Annotated in this window: 11 protein-coding genes and 1 pseudogene; all 12 read left to right on the top strand. The window is 29.5% G+C overall.

Translation table 11 applies throughout. From position 1 onward, the window contains the following. Window positions 1–6 precede the first annotated feature (6 nt). Window positions 7–723 (top strand): WG repeat-containing protein, encoded by a 717-nt coding sequence (locus CRU95_RS12385; protein ID WP_164969785.1) that lies wholly within the window; start codon window positions 7–9, stop codon window positions 721–723. Window positions 724–725: 2 nt separating this feature from the next. Further along, on the top strand, window positions 726–1,532 hold the full coding sequence (locus CRU95_RS12380) for a sensor histidine kinase (RefSeq protein ID WP_129101424.1): 807 nt from the start codon (window positions 726–728) through the stop codon (window positions 1,530–1,532). A gap of 114 nt (window positions 1,533–1,646) precedes the next feature. Beyond that, window positions 1,647–7,967, top strand: a complete 6,321-nt coding sequence (locus CRU95_RS12375; RefSeq protein ID WP_129101423.1) for an immunoglobulin-like domain-containing protein — start codon at window positions 1,647–1,649, stop codon at window positions 7,965–7,967. A 105-nt stretch (window positions 7,968–8,072) separates the two neighbouring features. Beyond that, a pseudogene (tkt, locus tag CRU95_RS12370) lies at window positions 8,073–9,989 on the top strand (transketolase); the annotation flags it as partial. A gap of 112 nt (window positions 9,990–10,101) precedes the next feature. Next, window positions 10,102–10,953, top strand: coding sequence for an NAD(P)-dependent oxidoreductase (locus CRU95_RS12365; RefSeq protein ID WP_129101421.1), 852 nt, complete (start codon window positions 10,102–10,104; stop codon window positions 10,951–10,953). A gap of 181 nt (window positions 10,954–11,134) precedes the next feature. Next, window positions 11,135–13,234, top strand: a complete 2,100-nt coding sequence (locus CRU95_RS12360) for a TonB-dependent siderophore receptor (RefSeq protein ID WP_164969784.1) — start codon at window positions 11,135–11,137, stop codon at window positions 13,232–13,234. Window positions 13,235–13,237: 3 nt separating this feature from the next. Then, window positions 13,238–13,843 (top strand): hypothetical protein, encoded by a 606-nt coding sequence (locus CRU95_RS12355; protein ID WP_129101419.1) that lies wholly within the window; start codon window positions 13,238–13,240, stop codon window positions 13,841–13,843. Between the two features lie 59 nt (window positions 13,844–13,902). Continuing rightward, window positions 13,903–14,247, top strand: a complete 345-nt coding sequence (locus tag CRU95_RS12350; protein WP_013136317.1) for a gamma-glutamylcyclotransferase — start codon at window positions 13,903–13,905, stop codon at window positions 14,245–14,247. Beyond that, complete coding sequence (locus CRU95_RS12345) at window positions 14,247–14,474, top strand: thioredoxin family protein (protein ID WP_129101418.1); 228 nt, start codon at window positions 14,247–14,249, stop codon at window positions 14,472–14,474. Before CRU95_RS12350 ends, CRU95_RS12345 begins: the two co-directional genes overlap by 1 nt. Window positions 14,475–14,549: 75 nt before the next feature. Beyond that, window positions 14,550–15,962, top strand: a complete 1,413-nt coding sequence (locus CRU95_RS12340; protein WP_129101417.1) for a PepSY domain-containing protein — start codon at window positions 14,550–14,552, stop codon at window positions 15,960–15,962. A 60-nt stretch (window positions 15,963–16,022) separates the two neighbouring features. Continuing rightward, window positions 16,023–16,919, top strand: a complete 897-nt coding sequence (rarD, locus tag CRU95_RS12335; RefSeq protein ID WP_258238709.1) for an EamA family transporter RarD — start codon at window positions 16,023–16,025, stop codon at window positions 16,917–16,919. 113 nt (window positions 16,920–17,032) lie between these two features. After that, entirely contained in the window at window positions 17,033–20,512 is a 3,480-nt protein-coding gene (locus tag CRU95_RS12330; RefSeq protein WP_258238708.1) for an acyl-[ACP]--phospholipid O-acyltransferase, read from the top strand. The last annotated feature ends 66 nt before the right edge of the window (window positions 20,513–20,578 follow it).

The raw sequence follows: 20,578 nt of genomic DNA, 5'->3' as shown, positions 1-20,578 counted from the left end.
AATATTATGAATAAATTATACCTAGCAGTTTTATATCTTGCAACTTCTTTTTTAATAATTGGATGTAGTTCAAAAGAAAATTCAATTCTTGTAATAAAAGATAATAAATATATGATTTTACAAGAAAAAGATAAACTTAACCTCAATAAAGTTTACGAAGATGCTACTCCTTTTGAAAGTATTAATGAAAAGAATAAAGACAGTGAGTATTATTCTATTGTTAAACAAAATAATAAGTATGGAATAATTAATGATAAAAATAAGTTTTTATTAGTAGCAAAATATGACTACATCTCAAAATTTTACAATAAGTTTTTTATTATAAAAGAAAATGATAAATATGGCTATGTAAATAAAAACTTCGAAGTAGTGCAAAAGCCATTTTATTTAGGCGCAAAAGAGTTTACAAATGGAGTTGCTTTTGTGCAGTTCCCTAATAATAAATGGGGTTGTATTTCAAATAATATGAAAGTATTATTAGATGGGAAATATGATGAAATATTTCCTCTTGTAAATTCGTTTGCAAGAACTGAACTTGATGATAAATGGGGTTTTATAAATAAGAAATGTGAAGTTATTATTGAGCCAAAGTATGACTACATAAATAATTTTTATTCAAAATTTACAAAAGTAGTTTTAAATAAAAAAGTGGGATATATAAATACAAAAGGTAATGAAGTTGTAAAACCAGATTTTGAATTTGGACAAAGGTTTGGTTATTAAATATGGAGAAAAAAGAAGAAAAATTTTTATCCTTATCAAAGAAGAATAAAGAATTGCAAATTCTTATTGAAAATGAGATTGAAAAAAATCGACAAAAAGATAAGCTTCTGTTTGCTCAAAATAAAATGGCTGCTTTAGGAGAGATGTTAAATAATATTTCTCATCAATGGAGACAGCCTTTGATGGAAATATCTTCTTTATTCATTCCTATTGAAGGTAAATTAAATCTAAATATGGAAGTGAAACAAGAAGAGTTAAAAGAATCAATTGAAAATTTGAATATTATTACAAAATATATGTCAAATACAATTGATGATTTTAGGAATTTTTTTGCTACAAATAAAAAAATAGAAGAATTTAAAGTATTAGAAGAAATAAATACTGCATATAGACTCACAAGTGCAAGTTTAAAAGCCAATGATATATTACTTGAAATAAGAGTGAGTAAAAATCCTAAAATAATTGGTTATAAAAATGAATATACACAAGTTTTAATAAATCTTCTTAATAATGCAAAAGATGCATTAATAGATAGAAAGATTTCAAATCCTAAAATTATTATTAGCGTAAAAGAAGAAAATAATGAAGTTATTCTAAAAATAGAAGATAATGCAGGTGGAATAAAAGTAGATCCTCTTGAAAATATTTTTAAACCTTTTTTTACATATGGCAAAAAAAATGGAACTGGAGTTGGACTTTTTATGTCTAAGCTAATAATCGAAAATAATATGAATGGTAAACTTTTAGTTAATAATAATAATTTAGGTGCCGAATTTAAAATAATTACTCATAATAACCCAATAAAATAATTTTTTAGAATAAATAATAATTGAAATTATAAGAAACTTTATTTTTTCATAATAGAGACTTTTTAGAGACTTTTTTTATATATAATATACAAAATATTCACTAAAAGGTCTAAAATGAATCTGATTATTAAACAACCAAATGGAAGTTATAGAGAAATAGAAGTTAACAAAAATACAACTTTTACTCCAAAAGAAGGTGAACAATATTTTTTAGATAATTCTAAAAATCCTGGATATGCTCTAAATTTGATTGATGGAGAGAGTACAATTCAATTGACTTTAGGTACTAATCCAAAATTAAAATTAACTTTTAATGGAATGGCCGATCTTATTAAATCAAATGGTGAAGTAAATAAGACTGTACTTTCAGTAATTTATGACAAAGAGGGAGTGACTGATTTAAAAGAAACAGTTTTAAACCCTGATTTTAAAAGTGATGATATTATAAAAGATTTAGAAGCTCGATTTGATGAAAATTTAGCTAATGCAGATAAACCATATGGGGTTATAATTGATGACTTTGGTTCTTTAGCAAGTGCAATGGAAGCATCAGCAGCAGGAGAAGTACTTTCAGATTCGTCTACTACTCCAAATGCTACAGATAATGATATTCCTTTAGATTTAAATCCAGGAGAAAGACCTGATGGATTTAGAACAACAAGATCAATATTAAATGTACCTGGAACAGGAGGTACTCCTACTCCAAACGATCCAGAAGATACCGGAACATCAGTTTCTCCATCAACTACAGTAACATCAACAGTAAGTTTAAGTGCAACAGATACAAATGAGGCAGCAGGAACAGTAACATTTACAGCAACCTTGTCAAACCCAGTAGTAGCAGGTGATACACCAGTAGTAATACATACAAAACTTGGTGATATTACAATTACTGAAGGAAGTACAGGAACACTAGAAGTAACAAATCCAAATACAGAAGATGTATATAAAGATGCAAGTACATTAGATAATTCAATTACAAGTGTAGAGGGTGGAAACTTTGAGAAATTAACACCTTCTACAAATACAGTAACAGCAGATATAGCTGATACAATAGATGATACAACAGTAACACTTACTGCAACACAAAGTGTACAAGCAGGTGAAGATATAACATATACTGCAAGTGTAGATCATAAACCAGAGACAGATTTAGTAATCACATTAAGTAATGGATCAGAGATAACAATTAAAGCTGGAGAAACTACTGGAAGTGTAACAGTAGCAAGTGCTGATGATGTATATGGACAAACAGATGGAAAAACACAGACAGTATCAATCACAGGAACTACTGGTGGAAATTATGAAAACCTAAATACAAGTGATACAGCAACAACAACTGTAACAGAGACAACGCCTGATGAGACAACAGTAAGTTTAAGTGCAACAGATACAAATGAGGCAGCAGGAACAGTAACATTTACAGCAACCTTGTCAAACCCAGTAGTAGCAGGTGATACACCAGTAGTAATACATACAAAACTTGGTGATATTACAATTACTGAAGGAAGTACAGGAACACTAGAAGTAACAAATCCAAATACAGAAGATGTATATAAAGATGCAAGTACATTAGATAATTCAATTACAAGTGTAGAGGGTGGAAACTTTGAGAAATTAACACCTTCTACAAATACAGTAACAGCAGATATAGCTGATACAATAACTCCTATCGATATCACAATTACAGCAGTTGCAACTGCACCAAAGATTATAGATGTTGATACAGAATTTGGTGAAAGTACAGGCATTAAAGTTACTGCATATGATGTAAATGGCAATGAAGGTAATTTATCTGTTGTAAAAGGAACAAATCATGATGGATTTGGTGTTCAAGGAAATACTGATGGTTCTGGAGCAAATTCAGAGATAGGACATGGTTCTAATGGAGTTAGTGAAAAAGTAGTTTTTGATTTCACTAATGATGTAGACTCAGTAGATGTTGCCTTTGCATGGAGAAACAATCAAGAAACTGCACAAATCACTTTTTCAAATGATGGTGAACGAATAGGTTATGCAACTGTTTCAGGTGGTGGTAGTGATGTAGATGCTGTTGTTAGATATTTTGATATGAATAATAATTTAATAAAAGAAGTTCCCGCACAAGGGGGAACAGACAGAGTTGATTTATCATATACATTTGAGTTCCCTGATGCTACTGGTAATCCAGTAGCATTCGATAAAGTCGAGTTTAGTGCACCAGGATATGATGATGATTATTTGATACATGAAATATCATATACAGAAGTAATTGACCCTGAGGTTACAAATATTAGTACAACAGATGGGAAAATTACATTTAATATTCAAATTGATGAAGATTATCCTCCTCAAGGAAAAGCAACAGCAATTGTAGAAGTTAATGGACAAGAGTATGAAGTAGATTTAAATGCTACAGGAAGAGGTTCTCTTTCACTTGATGCAAAAGACTTCCCTGATTTATCAAAAGTTGATATTCAGGTAAAAGAAGTTATTGGCGGAAATTATGAAAAAGTTAATAGTGCTAGTGAATCTTTTGATTTAAGTGGTTCATTTACAGATGATTTTAGTTCAACTGATGATGTTATTAATATAAACGAAGATCAAACTTATGTATTAACTGAGACTGATTTTGGTGATATTGGTACTGGAGTAAAAGAGTTTAAAATTACAGAAATTCCAAGTGAAGGTATTTTGTATTTGACTGTTCATGAAGGTGAAACAATAATTGATGCAAATGGTAATAAACATGTTGTATCTAAAGATACTCAGATTGAAGTTAATTCAGGACAAGTAGTATCTTTAGCAAATGTTGCAGCTGGAAACTTAATATATGTTCCAAAAGAAGATAGTGATAATGATGCAAGTTTTAAATTCCAAATTGGTGATGGAAATGAAAACTTTAAAGATGTAGATTATAAAACTGATATAAATATTAAAGCAGTTGCAGATGCGCCAAATGCAAGTATTGATGTTACAAAAATTGAGTCTACAAGTGGTGAACATAACCAAGGTGGAAATGGAAGTGGAAATTCAAATTCTGATAGTTTAGATGTATTACAAGCACTACATGAAGGTACAGGTAAAGATGGAAATTTAGATAGTAATTTTAATTATGATGGAACAGATAATATTGTAAAAGATTATCAAAATGTAAATGCATCAAGTATAACTACAGATAAAGGAAATGACACATTAGAATTCCAAAGTTTAAATAATGGAAAAAATATCAACACTGGAGATGGAGATGATAAAGTAGTTGTTAATCAAAGTTCAAGTGCAAATATTCAATTAGGTGAAGGTGATAATACTTATACAGTTGCAGGAAGTCTAAATCAAGGTTCAACACAAGCTGGTTTAGGTGATGATACATTTATTGTAAATCAAGGAACAAATGAAACAACTGTAAATTTAGGTGATGGAGACAATACTATAAGTGTAGGTGAATCATTAAATAGAAGTAATGTGAGTACAGGTAGTGGAAACGATACTTTAATTGTCGGAAATAATAGTGATGCCAATACTATATCAACAGGTGCAGGTGATGATATTGTACAGTTTAATGGAAATGTACAAGATACAAAAGTTGATTTAGGAGATGGAAATGATACTATCAATTTATCTTCAGATAGTGATGTAAACTTTAATATAAATACAGTAATTGACGGTGGAAAAGGTCAAGACACTCTTCACTTTTCTGGAAAAATGGAAGATTATAAAGTATCAGTTGGTGTTGATGGTGGAGAAGACAACTTAATTAGCTGGGAAGAATATGCTCAAATGAATAAACACCCAGAAGGTTATGCAAACAAAGAGTTTACAATATATGAAGTTGATGGAAATGGTACTTTACAAGGGTCTAAATTTGTTGTAAAAAATATTGAAAATGTCGTATTTGAATCAGATAAAGATAGTGGAACTATAGAAACAACTGAAAATTATAATGTTGATTTTAATGCAGCACTAAATGATGTTGATGGAAGTGAAAGTTTAACAGTTACAATAACAAATGTTCCAGAAGGTGCAGAATTTACTTCTTCAAATTCATCTTATACATTAACAAATAATAATGATGGAACATGGACTGTTAATTTACCTGATGGTACAAAAGATATAAGTGATAGCATCAAAATGACAGTTCCAAAAGGAACAGAAAATATAGATTTAGGTATCACAGCAAGAGCAACAGAAACAAATGATAATGAAGATGGAACAAACTATAAAGAAACAACTGATAGTGATGCCTTACTGTATAGTAGTGATGACTCAAAAACATTGGATTTTGGACAAGTAAATGTAAATCTTGCAATTACTATAGATATATCTAATAGCATGAATTATGATAATAAATTATCACTTGCAAAACAATCAATTATTAATATGATAAATAACTATGATGGTGCAGGTAATGTAAAAGTTTTACTTACAACATTTGGTGATTATGGTAATACTCTATCAAGTAATGGTGATGTTTGGTTAGATGCAAATGATGCAATAAGTTTAATAAATAACTTACAAGCAAATGGTGGAACTAATTATGATGATGCATTATTAAAAGTAATTGATAGTTTAGAACAGAATCCAGCACCACTAAATGGAGAAACTATTTCTTATTTTGTATCTGATGGAAAACCAACATATGGAATGAGTGAATATAATGGTACATACTATAGACATGGTAATGGACATGATACTTATTCTGTAAATGATGATATTGCAGCACAATGGAAAGATTTAGGTTTTGATAAAGCATATTCTATTGGGATTGGGAATAATTCATTAACTACTTATTTAGAAGAAATATCTAACTCAGATAATGATGTAATTATTGTAAATGATGCAGATGATTTGGATGTAACTCTACAAAATACTGTTGAATCAACTATACATGGAGATGTATCAGATAATATTACAGGTGGGGATGGTAAGATAACAATTGATTCTATTGTAGTTGATGGTGTTACTCATAATGTATCTGAGGCAACTGATAATGTTTTATCTCTTAATACAAGTGCAGGTGGAACACTTAAATTTAATTTTGAAACAGGTGAATATAGTTACAGTGGTACAAATAAAGATGTAGTTGAAGATAAAGAATCATTTACTGTTAATGCAAGTGATGAAGATGGGGATACTACAAGTTTTGATGTAAATATTAATATTACAAATACTATTGATAATATTGCAAGTACACCAAGTTTGTCTTTTAATGTAGAAGATAATGGATCTATTTCTATAACAAATGAATATGACTATAATGTTTATAATTCAAGTTCAAAAGCATTCTATGGAGATAATGATAATCATATAAATATAGAAAATGATTTATATGGATGGGATGGATTAAAAACTTTTGGAGGTGATGATGTAGTTAATATTGGTGATGATATTAATTATGGTGGAGTTGATTTAGGTTCTGGAAATGATTTCATTACTATTGGAGATAAAGTTGGAAATATTGGATGGGCAACAATAGATGGAGGAGATGGAACTGATTCTATATACTTAAAAGGTTACACAATTAATGATTATTATAAAAATGAAGATAATATTCGAGATAAAATTTCAAATTTCGAAAATATTAAATGTAGTGATGGAGTAGTTAAAGGAGATGCTAGTGTATTTAATACTTCACCATTATCTACAACAGTATATAATTATACTATTACATTAGCTGCACTGTTATCTGATGTTGATGGAAGTGAATCTTTATCAAAAGTAACACTAGATAATATTCCTGATACTATAACATCTGTTAAAGATAGTAGTGGAAATGTATATGATGTAAGTGGTGGAACAGTTCAGTTACCAATTGAAGAGGGAAAAGAAGAAGAATTTACCTTTGTTTCTACAAAACATTTAGAGTCAAGCGAAGTTAATTCAATGACTGCGAGTGTAACATCAACAGAATCAGAAAATGATGCTCAATCAACTGTAACAACATCTGCAAAAATTTCAATTGAGGGTGATGAAAATGCAAATACCATCACCGGAACTGCTGCCAATGAACATATAGATGGAAAAGGTGGTGCTGATATTATTGATGCAGGTGCAGGTGATGATACTATTGTATTTAATGGAACGGAAAAATCAATTGATGGTGGAGAAGGAAATGATACACTAGTTATGAATAATGATACAATTGATTTAGAAGAGGTTTTAAAACATACAGAGATAAAAAATATCGAAAATATAGATTTAACTAATAATCATGCGCAAGAAATGAATATAAATCTAGATGATATTTTAGATATGACAGATAATAACAATGAGTTAAAAATCTTTGGTGATAGTGATGATAAAGTTACTCTTGAAGGTGGAGATGCAAAATGGTCGCAACAAGCTGATTATGTAAGTGATACAGGAGAAACATTCCATGTTTATCAAGGAACCGTTGGTGGTTCAAATGTAAAAGTCTTAATTGACGATGATGTTTCAGTTACTCCTGATGTGTAATAAAAAGTAGAAAAGAGAGACTTCTCTTTTCTACAAATTTTATCTTTATTAAAAATTAGTTATAATCCGCAAAATACAATTTAAAACTCACAACACAGTAGGAAAGATATGTCAAATAATTTACTTCAAAAACAAGCGGATACAATCAGATTCTTGGCTTCAGATATGGTTCAAAAAGCAAACTCAGGACACCCAGGTGCACCTATGGGACTTGCTGACATTGCAACGGTATTGAGTAAACATTTAAATGTAAACCCAGCAAATTCTAAATGGTTAAATAGAGATAGATTAGTTTTTTCAGGTGGTCATGCAACTGGATTAGTTTATTCATTATTACACCTTTGGGGATTTGATGTAAGTATTGAAGATATCAAAAACTTTAGACAAACAAATTCTAAAACTCCAGGACATCCAGAATATGGACATACACATGGGGTAGAAATCACAACTGGACCATTAGGACAAGGAATTGCAAATGCAGTTGGTTTTGCAATGGCTTCTAAATATGCAAAAAATATTTTAAGTGAAGATGTTATCAATCATAAAGTTTTCTGTTTATGTGGAGATGGGGATTTACAAGAAGGTTTATCTTATGAAGCAACTGCAACAGCTGGACATTTAGGACTTGATAATTTAGTTATTATTTATGATTCAAACTCAATTACAATTGAAGGTGATACTTCTATTGCTTGGAGTGAAGATGTTAAAAAAAGATTTGAAGCTATTGACTTTGAAGTATTAGAAATAGATGGTCATGATTTCACTCAAATTGATGATGCTATTGTAAAAACTAAAACTGCTACAAAACCAGTACTTATCATAGCAAAAACTGCTATTGGGAAAGGTGCTGCTACTATGGAAGGAAGTCACCATACCCATGGTGCTCCTTTAGGTGCTGATGAAATCGCTGCTTCTAAAGTAAAAGCTGGATTTAATCCAGAAGATTCATTTTTTGTATCTGATGAAGTAAAAGCTGCATTTGATAAAACTACAACTGGGTCATTGATTGAAAAAGCTTGGAATGATTCTTTAAGTGCTCAATCAAAAGAGAAAATTGAGATGTTACAAAAGCCTGATTTTGATTCTATTGAATATCCTGAATTTGAAGCAGATACAAGTGTTGCTACAAGAGATTCAAATCATAAAATTTTAAATGCTATTTCACAAGCTATTCCTGGATTTATAGGTGGAAGTGCAGATTTAGCACCATCTAATAAAACAGAATTAAAAGGTGCGGGAGATTTTCCAACTGGTAAAAATATCCACTTTGGTATTAAAGAACACGCTATGGCATCTATTTGTAATGCTATGAATTTATATGGATTATTTAGAGTATTCTCTGCTACATTCTTTGTCTTTAGTGATTATTTAAAACCAGCAGCTAGAATTGCAGCACTGGCTTCTATTCCACAACATTTTGTTTGGACTCATGATTCTATTGGTGTGGGAGAAGATGGACCAACTCACCAACCAATTGAACATTTAACTCAATTTAGAGCATTACCAAACTTTTATGTATTTAGACCAGCAGATGCTACTGAAAATATTGCTTCTTGGAAAGTAGCATTAAAACTAAATGCACCTTCTGCTTTTGTTTGTTCAAGACAAGGATTAAAAGTACTAAAAGATGATAGAGCTTATGGTGAAGTTGCAAATGGTGGATATTTAGTTAAAAAAAGAGAAAATGCAACTATTACAATTATGGCATCTGGAAGTGAATTGATGCTTGCATTACAAACTGGATGTGCACTTGAAGAAGAGGGTGTGATTGCAAATGTTGTTTCTGTTCCTTGTTATGATTTATTAGTAGAGCAAGATAAAACATATATTGATACAATCATTGATCCAAATACAAAAGTATTTGCAGTTGAGGCTGCTAGAGGTTTAGAGTACTATAAATTTGCCGATGTGGTTTACGGTATGGATACTTTTGGTGCATCTGGCCCTGCAAATGAATTATTTGAACAATTTGGATTTACAATTCCAAAACTAAAAGCTAAAATCTTAGCTGACTTAAAATAAAAGAGAAGATGAGGCAACTCATCTTTTCAAACTTCTTTTAACTCAATTTAAAAATATCATCTTTTTTTAATCTAATCTTCTTATAATAGTCCTAAAAGAATTAGGAGAAATAATGTCAATAGGATTTATAGGACTTGGAAACTTAGGAAAAGCAATAGCCACAAGACTAAGTGATGTTGGTGAAGAACTTATTGTTTATAATAGAAATGCTGAGAAAATAAAAGATTTGGGTTATGAAATTGCAAGTTCACCAAAGGAGTTATTAACTAAATGTGATACTATTTTTATGTGTTTGTTTGATTCCCCAGCTGTTAATAATATCTTTTCAATGCATGATGGACTTTTAAGTGAAGAGTTAAAAGGTAAGACAATAATTGATTTGACTACAAATCATTATGAAGATGTTTTAAAGTTCTATGAAGCAGTAAATACTTTAGGTGGTAACTATCTAGAAAATCCAGTTTTTGGTAGTGTTGCACCAGCATTAAAAGGTGAATTGACAGTTGTAAGTTCAGGTAAAAAAGAAGTTTTTGAAAATGTAAAACCAATATTAGAAAAAATAGCTAAAGAGATATTTTATTTAGAAAAACCTTCAAGTGCTACTAAAATGAAACTTATCAATAATCTATGCCTTGGTTCTTTTATGGCAACACTTGCAGAGTGTACTGCTTTAGCAGAAAGTTGTGAGATTCCAAAAGCTAAAGCTTTAGAAATTTTAGGTGTGGGTGGTGGTCAATCACTTGTGCTAAAAGCAAAAACACAAAAACTAATTGATGAAGACTTTTCACCACATTTTTCTAATAGTGCAATAAATAAAGACTTACATCTACTTCAAAATTTAGCCTTTAGTTTAAATCAACCACTATATAGTGCAGCTATTCCTAAAGAGTTATTCTCAAAAATGAAGATGTTAGGTAAGGGTGATGAAGATTTTTCATCAATTTACCAATTATTCAAAAAATAAAAATGAGACTTAAAAGCTATCTTGGCTTTTAAGTTAGCTACTTAAAAAACACTTTCTAGTTACTTATATATAAATAACAATAATGATAATCTATATTAATAAACTATTAATATTAATTTTCTTACAATTCCCCACTTTAGTGAATATATTTATTCTCTTATTAAAAATTAAAAGGGATATTATGAAAAAAAGATTAGTTATTGCAATGTCTTTAGTTGTTTCTCAAGGATTAACTTTTGCAGATCAATTAGACACAGTTGTAGTACAAGGAGCTCAAGAGTCATATTTTGAACAGAACTCTTCTTCAAGTATGAAAGGTGAGTCAAGTGACAAAAAAACACCTTACACAGTCTCTGTGACAAAGGGAACTTTAATAGATGATTTGCAAGCTCAAAGAATAGAAGATACCTTTGATTATACAACAGGAGTAACAAAAGTTGGAAAGAATGCAGATGCCATAATGATACGTGGATTTGATCTTTCTTTAGAAAATATCAAAGTAAATGGTATGTCAGGACTTATAAGTAGAATGGGCTCACCTTCAACTGCAAATGTTGAGAGAATAGAAGTAGTAAAAGGTCCAGCAGCAGTATTATATGGTTCAATGACACCAGGAGGATTGGTTAATATAGTAAGCAAACGACCCCAGTCAGAGCAAAAAACTACTTTAGAAACATCCCTTCAAACATACATGTCAAATGGAGTTTCTAAATTTGGAAGTGATAATGGTATAACTACTACACTAGATACAACGGGACCTATTACTGAAAATTTATTTTATAGATTTATTGCGGTTGGGGAAAAATTAAATTCATATAGAGATAATGTTGATTTTAAAAATCTTTATATCTATCCAAGTTTGTTATGGAATGCTAGTGATAATACTTCTTTATTAGTTGCAATGGAATATGGACATGAAGATGGAAGTGCAGATGATGGACTGTTTGTAGCAAATCATGATATATCAACAGCTGCTAGTTTAAATACGGTTTATCAAGAATCAGATGACTATGATAATGATGAAGGAAAAGCTTTTGATATTAATTTAGATCATTATATTAGTGATAATCTTTTCTTTAATTTTGACTGGAGAAGTGTATTTCATACAGATGAAAGAAAACTTTATGAAAATAATGAAGTAAAACAAGGAGTAACTGCATCAGATACAACACTAAAAAGAAGAAATAGACATCAATACAATGAAAGAGATTGGCATAGCTTTGATACAAATCTAAATCTTGATACAATTATTGCAGATATGAAACATAGTTTGACTTTTGGATTAGCTGGAAATTATAGAAAAACTGATTATGATAGAATTGCTCAAGGAGGTTTTGTAACTCCAAATATAAATATCTATAATCTTATTCATGGGGGAACTGCTGTTATTAAGCAAAAAGATAGAAGAAAAACTCAATATTTTAGCACAGGAGTATATTTACAAGATAAAATAAGTCTAACAGATAAACTCACCCTTGTAGGTTCTGCTAGAGTGGATAGAACAAAAATTGATTTTGAGTGTTCAAGAGGACCTTGTGTATCACCTGATAAAATAAAAAAATCTAGAGATTTTGTTGGATCTATTGGGACAATTTACAATATTAATGATGTCTTTTCAGTGTATGGAAGTTTAGCACAAAGTTATGATCCTAGTAGTGCTGAAAGGACTGATACTTCTGGTAACTTCTTAGATACTGAAAAATCAAAACAATATGAAATTGGAACTAAAATTAATGTAAGTAAAGAGTTTAATACAGGAATTTCTTTTTATAAAATAAATAAAGAAAATGTAGCTGAACAGATTTCAGGAACTGATTTTTATGAAATTTCAGGTGAAGTAGAAAGTAAGGGTGTAGAACTAGAAGTTCAATGGTTACCTACTGCTAATTGGCAGTTTAAATCAGGGTATGCCTATAATAAAGCAAAATATGTATCTGGAAAATTTGTTGGAAATACACAAGCTCTTACTCCTGAGGTTACTGCATATATATTTACTAGATATAATATTCCCCAAAAAATATATGATGGAAGACTTGGATTATCAACAGGAATATCATATAGAGATAAAATATATACAAATTCAGCTGTAGCAAAAAGAGTAGAGTTACCATCATATGCAAGAGTTGATGTGGGAGCATATTACTCAATCAATGATTGGGATTTCTCATTAAATATTGAAAATATAACAGATAAAAAGTATTATGAATCAGGTAGAGAAGATAATAGAATTTTCTCTGGTGAACCTAGAAAATTCACTATCAATATTAAAAGAACATTTTAAAATATGTCAAAAAAGAAATCATTAAGTAATAAAGCAAGATCTCTTCATAGAGATCTTGGGTATTTTTTTATAGGTATTTCACTTATATATGCAATTACGGGTTTTATATTATCTGCTCGTGGTTTAGGTTGGTTTAAATATGAGTATACTTTTCAAACAAATATTTCAAAAAATATTTCAAGTGATGATTTTAAAGAAAAGCTAATAAGTGAAGCAAAAATTGGGAAGCTTGATTATATTTATAAAGTTGGATCAAAGAGTACTGTAGAAAAAAACATATCTAGATTGAATTTTGTGAAACAAGAAAATAGTACTTTGTTTTTTGATTATAAGTATATGCATATAATTTATAATCAAACTTCTGGAGAGACAAATATAAAATATATCTCTTATCCAGCTTTTTTACAGATGTTTATTAACTCTCACTTATCAACTAATAATAGAGCTTGGTATTATTTAGCTATGGTTTATAGTATTGTTTTAGCCTTTTTTGCTTTATCAGCTATCGTAATGGTAAAGGGAAAATATGGTTTTAAAAAAAGAGGCTTTCTATTAATGTTAACAGGAATATTTACAGTTGTGATTTTTTTAGCCCTTTCATTTTCTTAATATTTATATTACTTTGTTATAATTTCAAAAATCTAATAAATTATTACAAAGGAAATAGATTGGATACAACTCTTTTTGTTTATGGTACACTTATGCCAAACTGTCCAAATGCTCATGTATTAGAAAAAATTGTAGGTAAATTTGTACCTGCTACTGTAAAAGGTTTTTTAATAGATGCTGGTTGGAGTGCAAGTATGGGGTATCCAGGAATAAGACTTAATCCAGATGGGGATACTGTTCATGGGTTTTTATTTACTTCTTCAAATTTAATTAATCATTGGGATTATTTAGATGAATTTGAAGGTGGTGAATTTGTAAGAACACCAGTAACTGTTGAACGATATGATGAATTAGAAGTTGATACTTATATTTATACATTAAAAGATCACATACAGGAGATATAATGAAAATAGAAATATTAGGTACAGGATGTACAAAGTGCAAAGCCTTGGAAGAAAATGCAAAAAAAGCAGTTGCAGATGCTAAAATTTTTGCCCAAGTTGAAAAAGTAGAAGATATACAAAAAATCATGGAATATGGAGTTATGAGTACTCCTGCACTTGTGATAAATGGTGAAGTTAAATCTACTGGTAAACTATTAAATAGTGAAGAGATAAAAGTATTTTTTTGATAAATTAACAGATAATTAACTATCTTTCTCTAACCTTTCAGACTTAAATTTTAGTTTGTATGAAGGATAGAGAAGATGGATATAGGAACATCTAGTAAATATAAAAAAGTAAATGAAGATACACTTTTTTATAAAGCCGCTTGGCGCTGGCATTTTTATGCAGGAATATTTGTAACACCTTTTATGTTGTTACTTGCAGTAACTGGTATGCTTATGATGTATATTGGTTATTTTGATGGAAGAGATGGGGAGAGAGTAACTGTTCCTGTACCACCAAATGCTATTATGCTTACCTTACAAGAACAATCAAACATCGCACTAGCCACTCACCCAAAAGGAAAATTAGTAGAGTGGATAAAAGCCTCTGAACCAAATAGAGTAAATGTTTTTCGAATAAAAGATTCTGATGGTAGCCAATCTATGGTTGCAGTAAATCCATATAATGGAGAGATTGTAAATGAATGGCTAAGAAGACAAGGTTGGTATGATTTAGCTGATGCTATTCATAGTGATTTGCTTTTAGGAACTATTGGTGATAGGATATTAGAAATAGCTGCTGGCTTTGCTATTATTTTAATTATCACAGGAGTTTATCTTTGGTGGCCAAAGGATAGGAAAATAAGAGATTCTTTGATTCCAAAACTATCACTAAAAGGTCGTCTTTTTTGGAAAGAAGTACATGTCTCACTTGGAGTTTATGTATCTATTTTCTTTTTTCTATTTTTATTATCTGGTATGTCTTGGACTGGTATTTGGGGTGGAAAAATTTTCCAAGCATGGAGTACTTTCCCTGCCCAAAAGTGGGATAATATACCACTTTCTAGTGAAACTCATGCTTCATTAAACTATGGTCCATCAGCTGGAATGCCTTGGGCAATAGAAGAGACTCCTCTTCCTGCTTCTGGTTCAAAATTAGGAGTAGATGGGACACTTCCAAACAAAGCTGTAAATATAGATAGTATTGAAAGACTTGCCCAAAGAATTGGTTTTGAAGGAAGATATAGAGTATCTTTTCCAAAAGGAAAAACAGGTGTATGGACAATAAATCAAGATACCATGAATAGTGATGCTCAAAATCCTTTTGCAGACAAAACAGTCCATGTGGATAGATATACAGGAAAAGTTTTAGCAAAGGTTACTTTTGATGATTATTCACTTGCAGGTAAAACTATGGCTGTATCTATTCCTATTCATATGGGATTGGTAACTATTTGGAATCTTATAATTAATACAATAATTTGTCTATCAGTTATAATTTTAAGTATTACAGGTGTTATTATGTGGTGGAAAAGAAGACCTGAAAAATCTGGATTTAAATTAGTTCCTCCGGCTATTCCAAGTAAATTGCCCCATTGGCATAATGCTATGATTCTTATGTTAGCCCTTTCTTTATTTTTCCCATTAGTAGGTATTACTTTAGTTTGTGTTTTATTATTGGATATGTTTGTTTTATCTCGTATTCCAATACTTAAAAAAATATTTAAATAATACTAAGAAAAAGTACTTTTATTTACTCAAGTTTTGATATAGTTTCAAAAACGATAAAGAGTGCACTTGAGTAATGAAAGATTAGGTCAACTTTATGCAATATTTGCATTTTTATTTTGGGGTGGTTTATCTCCAATATATTTTAAAGAAGTTTCTTCTGTAGAACCAATTGAGATATTAGTTTATAGAGTTTTATTTTCAGTTATTACCCTTTTGCCTTTTTTCTTTTTCAAAAAAGAACTTATTGCTTTTTTTAATATTATAAAAGATTTTAGGCAAATAAGAAACCTATTTTTATCTACACTTTTTGTATCAATAAATTGGCTTATATTTATTTGGGCAATAACAAATAATAGAATATTAGAGGCTTCACTTGGATATTATATAAATCCACTTGTAAATGTCTTATTTGGCTTTTTATTTTTCAATGAAAGAATGACAAAATATCAATATCTAGCAATCTTTATAGCTATCTTAGCGATATTATACCAGTTAATAACGTTAGGTTATATTCCAATAGTTTCTTTATCCTTAGCTGTCTCTTTTGCTATATATGGAATGATAAGAAAAAAAATAAATGTAGGTTCTATCGTAGGTCTATTTGTAGAAGTTCTTTTATTATTACCTTTTGCAGGTGCATATTTAATTTATATTTATAATACTAAAGGAATAGCTTTTGGTGAAAATAGTGGAGTTTATGTCTCTTTTATGCTAGTTCTTGCAGGGCTAGTAACTGTTATTCCCTTGTTATTATTTAATGGAGCAGCTACAAGAATGAAACTTGCTACATTAGGTTTTTTTCAATACATTGCTCCTACAGTTTCTTTTTTTACTGCTGTGTTTATCTATCATGAAGAGTTTAATTTTGATAAATTAGTAACCTTTTGTTTAATCTGGTTAGCTCTTATTATTTATTCATTAGATTCATTTTCAAAGAAAAAAGTTAAAATTAAATAATTACAATTTGGTTTCACATTAAAATTTTAACTTGACTTATTATTCATAAATATTTATACTTCATAATATGTACATTTATTGGAGTGTTAAATGAAATTTGTGATGAAAAATAGATGATAGGTAAAATAAATAATTTAGTAGTAATAAAATTCGCCTTTTTGTTTGTAGTATTTTGTAATGTTGTGGTTGATATTGCCCATAAAATATTTTTACAAAATATTGCTTTTAAGATATTTGATGGAAGTACTCAAGTAATTTGGATATCTATTATAAATGCTTTGATTCTTATTCCTTATGTACTTTTATTCACACTAAGTGGATACCTCTCAGACAAATATAATAAAAAAAATATTTTGATATATGGGGCTGTATCTTCCTTTTCATTATCAATTCTTATGATATTTGCTTATGCTATTTCAAACTTTTATTTAGCAATGTTTGTTTTGGTTTTATTAGCTACTCAAAGTGCTATATACTCACCTGCAAAATTTGGTTTGATTTTAGATATATATGGAAAGAAAAACCTATCAAGTGGAAACTCTGCCCTGCAAGCTATATCAATAATAGCAATACTTTTTTCAATAGCAGGAGCTTCATACTTTTTTGAAGGTTTTTATAATAGTAAGCATCTTGAATTATTAAGTACAAAAGAAGAACTTTTATATGCAATCTTACCTTTGACTTATTATATTTTGCCTGTGGCATTTTTAGAGATGTTTGTCTCTTTTCTAGTCTTAAGAAGAGTGAATACTTATTACAAAAGAGATGAAGAACTATCTTTAAATAAGAGTGAGTTATTAAAGGGAAAACTATTAGGTAAAAATATAAAAGTGTTATCTTCAAATAGTGTGATATTTTTATCAGTTATTGGGCTTTCTGTATTTTGGGGAATATCACAAGGTATGATGGCTGTTTTCCCATCTTTTGCAAAAGAGTATTTAAATGTTACTGATGTGTTTGTAATAAATGCAGTTATTGGAGTATCTGGAATTGGTATAGCAATAGGTTCTATACTTTATTCTAGAATTTCAAAACACTATATAGAAGTGGGAACTATACCTTTATCAGCTTTAGGAATGGCAACTACTATTTATACAGCAACTATAGCACAAAGTCCATTTCTAATAGGTGTCTCATTTTTCATTTTTGGAATATTTGGAGGAATGTTTGTTGTTCCTTTAAATGCTTTAATTCAATTTAATGCAAAGAAAAAGATATTAGGAACAATTTTAGCTGGTAATAATTGGTTTCATTCTGTTTCTATGTTTTTGATGTTGTGTATGACTACAGTTGTATCTTTTTATAATTTGGACCCATTAAATACAATATATCTGATTTTATTTATTACTATAGTTGGGACAGCTTATACAGTAATAAAATTACCTCAATCTTTAATCTTACTTTTTTTAAAAAGTGTTATTGGATTAAAGTATAAACTTGAAGTAAGTGGAATAAAAAATATTCCTTCAAGCGGTGGAGTACTTTTACTTGGGAATCATGTTTCATGGATAGATTGGGCAGTTGTACTGATGTCAGTTCCTAGGGAAGTTAAGTTTGTAATGCATAAACCAATTTATGAAAAATGGTACTTAAATTGGATTTTAAAGATGTTTAAAGCAATACCTATTGGAATTACAGGAAGCAAAAATACAATTAAAATAATTGCAAATGAGTTAGATAAAGGAAGTATAGTTGTACTTTTTCCTGAGGGAGGAATTACACGAAATGGCCATTTAGGAGAGTTTAAAAAAGGATTTGAAAAGATATTAGAACTAACTACTAGTGATGTACGAGTAGTTCCTTTTTATATAAGAGGTCTTTGGGAGACAGTTTTTTCAAGAGCTAGTAAAAAATACAAAAAATCATCTAAAGTAAATAGTGTAACCATATCATTTGGGAAAAGAGTTAAAAAAGAAAAAGCAAATGTAATAAGTGTAAAACAAGAGATTGTAAATCTTTCAACAATTGCATGGCAAGAACATATAAATAACCTAGCACCATTAAATGAAGTTATTTTTGATAGATTAAAATCTGTATCAAGTGAGATGATTTTTGCAGATTCTACGGGAGTAAATCTATCAGGTAATAAATTTCTCACAGCCTCAATTTTATTTAAAAATTTACTAAATAAAAAGATACAAGGAAAAAATGTAGGTTTACTTTTACCATCAACAGTAGCAGGAGCGTTTATAAATTATTCATGTCTGATGTTGGGAAAAACCCTTGTAAACTTAAACTATACAAGTGAGTTAAGCTCAATAAAGCAAGCTATCTTACAAGCAGAAATCAAAACAATAATTGCTTCAAAAAAATTTGTTGAAAAATTGAAAAATAAAGGTATAGATGTAAGGGAAATATTTGACTTAGTTGATGTAGTTTATGTGGAAGAGTTAAAAGAGAAGATATCAAAAGTATCTGGCTTATTTACTCTTCTTAGTATTAAATTTTTTCCAGCATTCTTATTAAAACCTCTTTATTTAACAAAAATCAAAAAAGATGATATTGTTATGATTTTATTCTCATCTGGAAGCGAAGATTTACCAAAGGGAATCGAACTTACAAGTGATAATATCTTGGGTAACTCACAACAAATAGCTACAATAGTAAATGCAACACATGATGATATTATTGTAGGTTCACTACCTTTATTTCATGCTTTTGGTATAGTTGTAACCACTTTTTTACCTTTGATTGAAGGGATTAAATGTGTAGCCCACCCAGATCCAACTGACGGCTTTGGATTGGGAAAACTAATTGATGAATATAAAGCTACAATTATGTTTGGAACATCAACATTTTATAGACTTTATACAAAAAATCCAAAAGTAAATAAAGCTATGTTTTCAAGTATTAGACTTGCAGTAGCTGGAGCTGAGAAATTAAGGGATGAGGTAAGAGTTGATTTTAAAAATAAGTTTGAAAAAGAGATTTTAGAAGGATATGGGACAAGTGAAACTTCTCCCGTAGTTGCTTGCAATATTCCAGATACATTATCAAGTGATGGTTCTATTCAAGTGGGATCAAAAAAAGGAAGTGTAGGTATGCCAATACCAGGAACAATCATAAAAATAGTAGATCCTGATAGTTTTAAAGAGTTAGAAACAGGTGAAGAGGGTATGATTATCATCTCTGGAATTCAAGTTATGAAAGCTTATTTAAAAGATGAAATAAAAACATCAAAAGTATTAAAAACAATCAATAGTAAAACTTTTTATATCACAGGTGACAAAGGAAGAGTTGATAAAGATGGTTTTATTACAATAGTAGACAGATATTCAAGGTTTGCAAAATTGGGTGGAGAAATGATAAGTTTAGCAAGTGTTGAAGATAAGATTTCAAAACTTTTATTTGAAGATGAAAACTCAGAAGTTGATTTTATAGTTACTTCCATAGAAGATGAAAAAAAAGGTGAAAAGATTATATTACTTATTTCTAATGTAAGTGAAAAAGAAGTTGCAAAGTTAAAAGATGAGATTATCAAAAAATTTGATAATAAATTAATGATTCCTTCAAGTATAAAAATTGTGGAAGATATACCAAAATTAGGAAGTGGGAAAAAGGATTTTAAAAGGGCAAAAGAATTAGCTTTATAAATTTATAAAATAATTAGGCTATTTTTGATATAATCGCCACTATTTATAAAAAATACTAAAGGAAAA

The sequence above is a fragment of the Arcobacter sp. F2176 genome (assembly GCF_004116465.1).
GTDB lineage: Bacteria > Campylobacterota > Campylobacteria > Campylobacterales > Arcobacteraceae > Arcobacter > Arcobacter siniprincipis.
The sequence above is the reverse complement of the archived record's forward strand: the minus strand, read 5'-3'. Positions and strand labels throughout refer to the sequence as shown.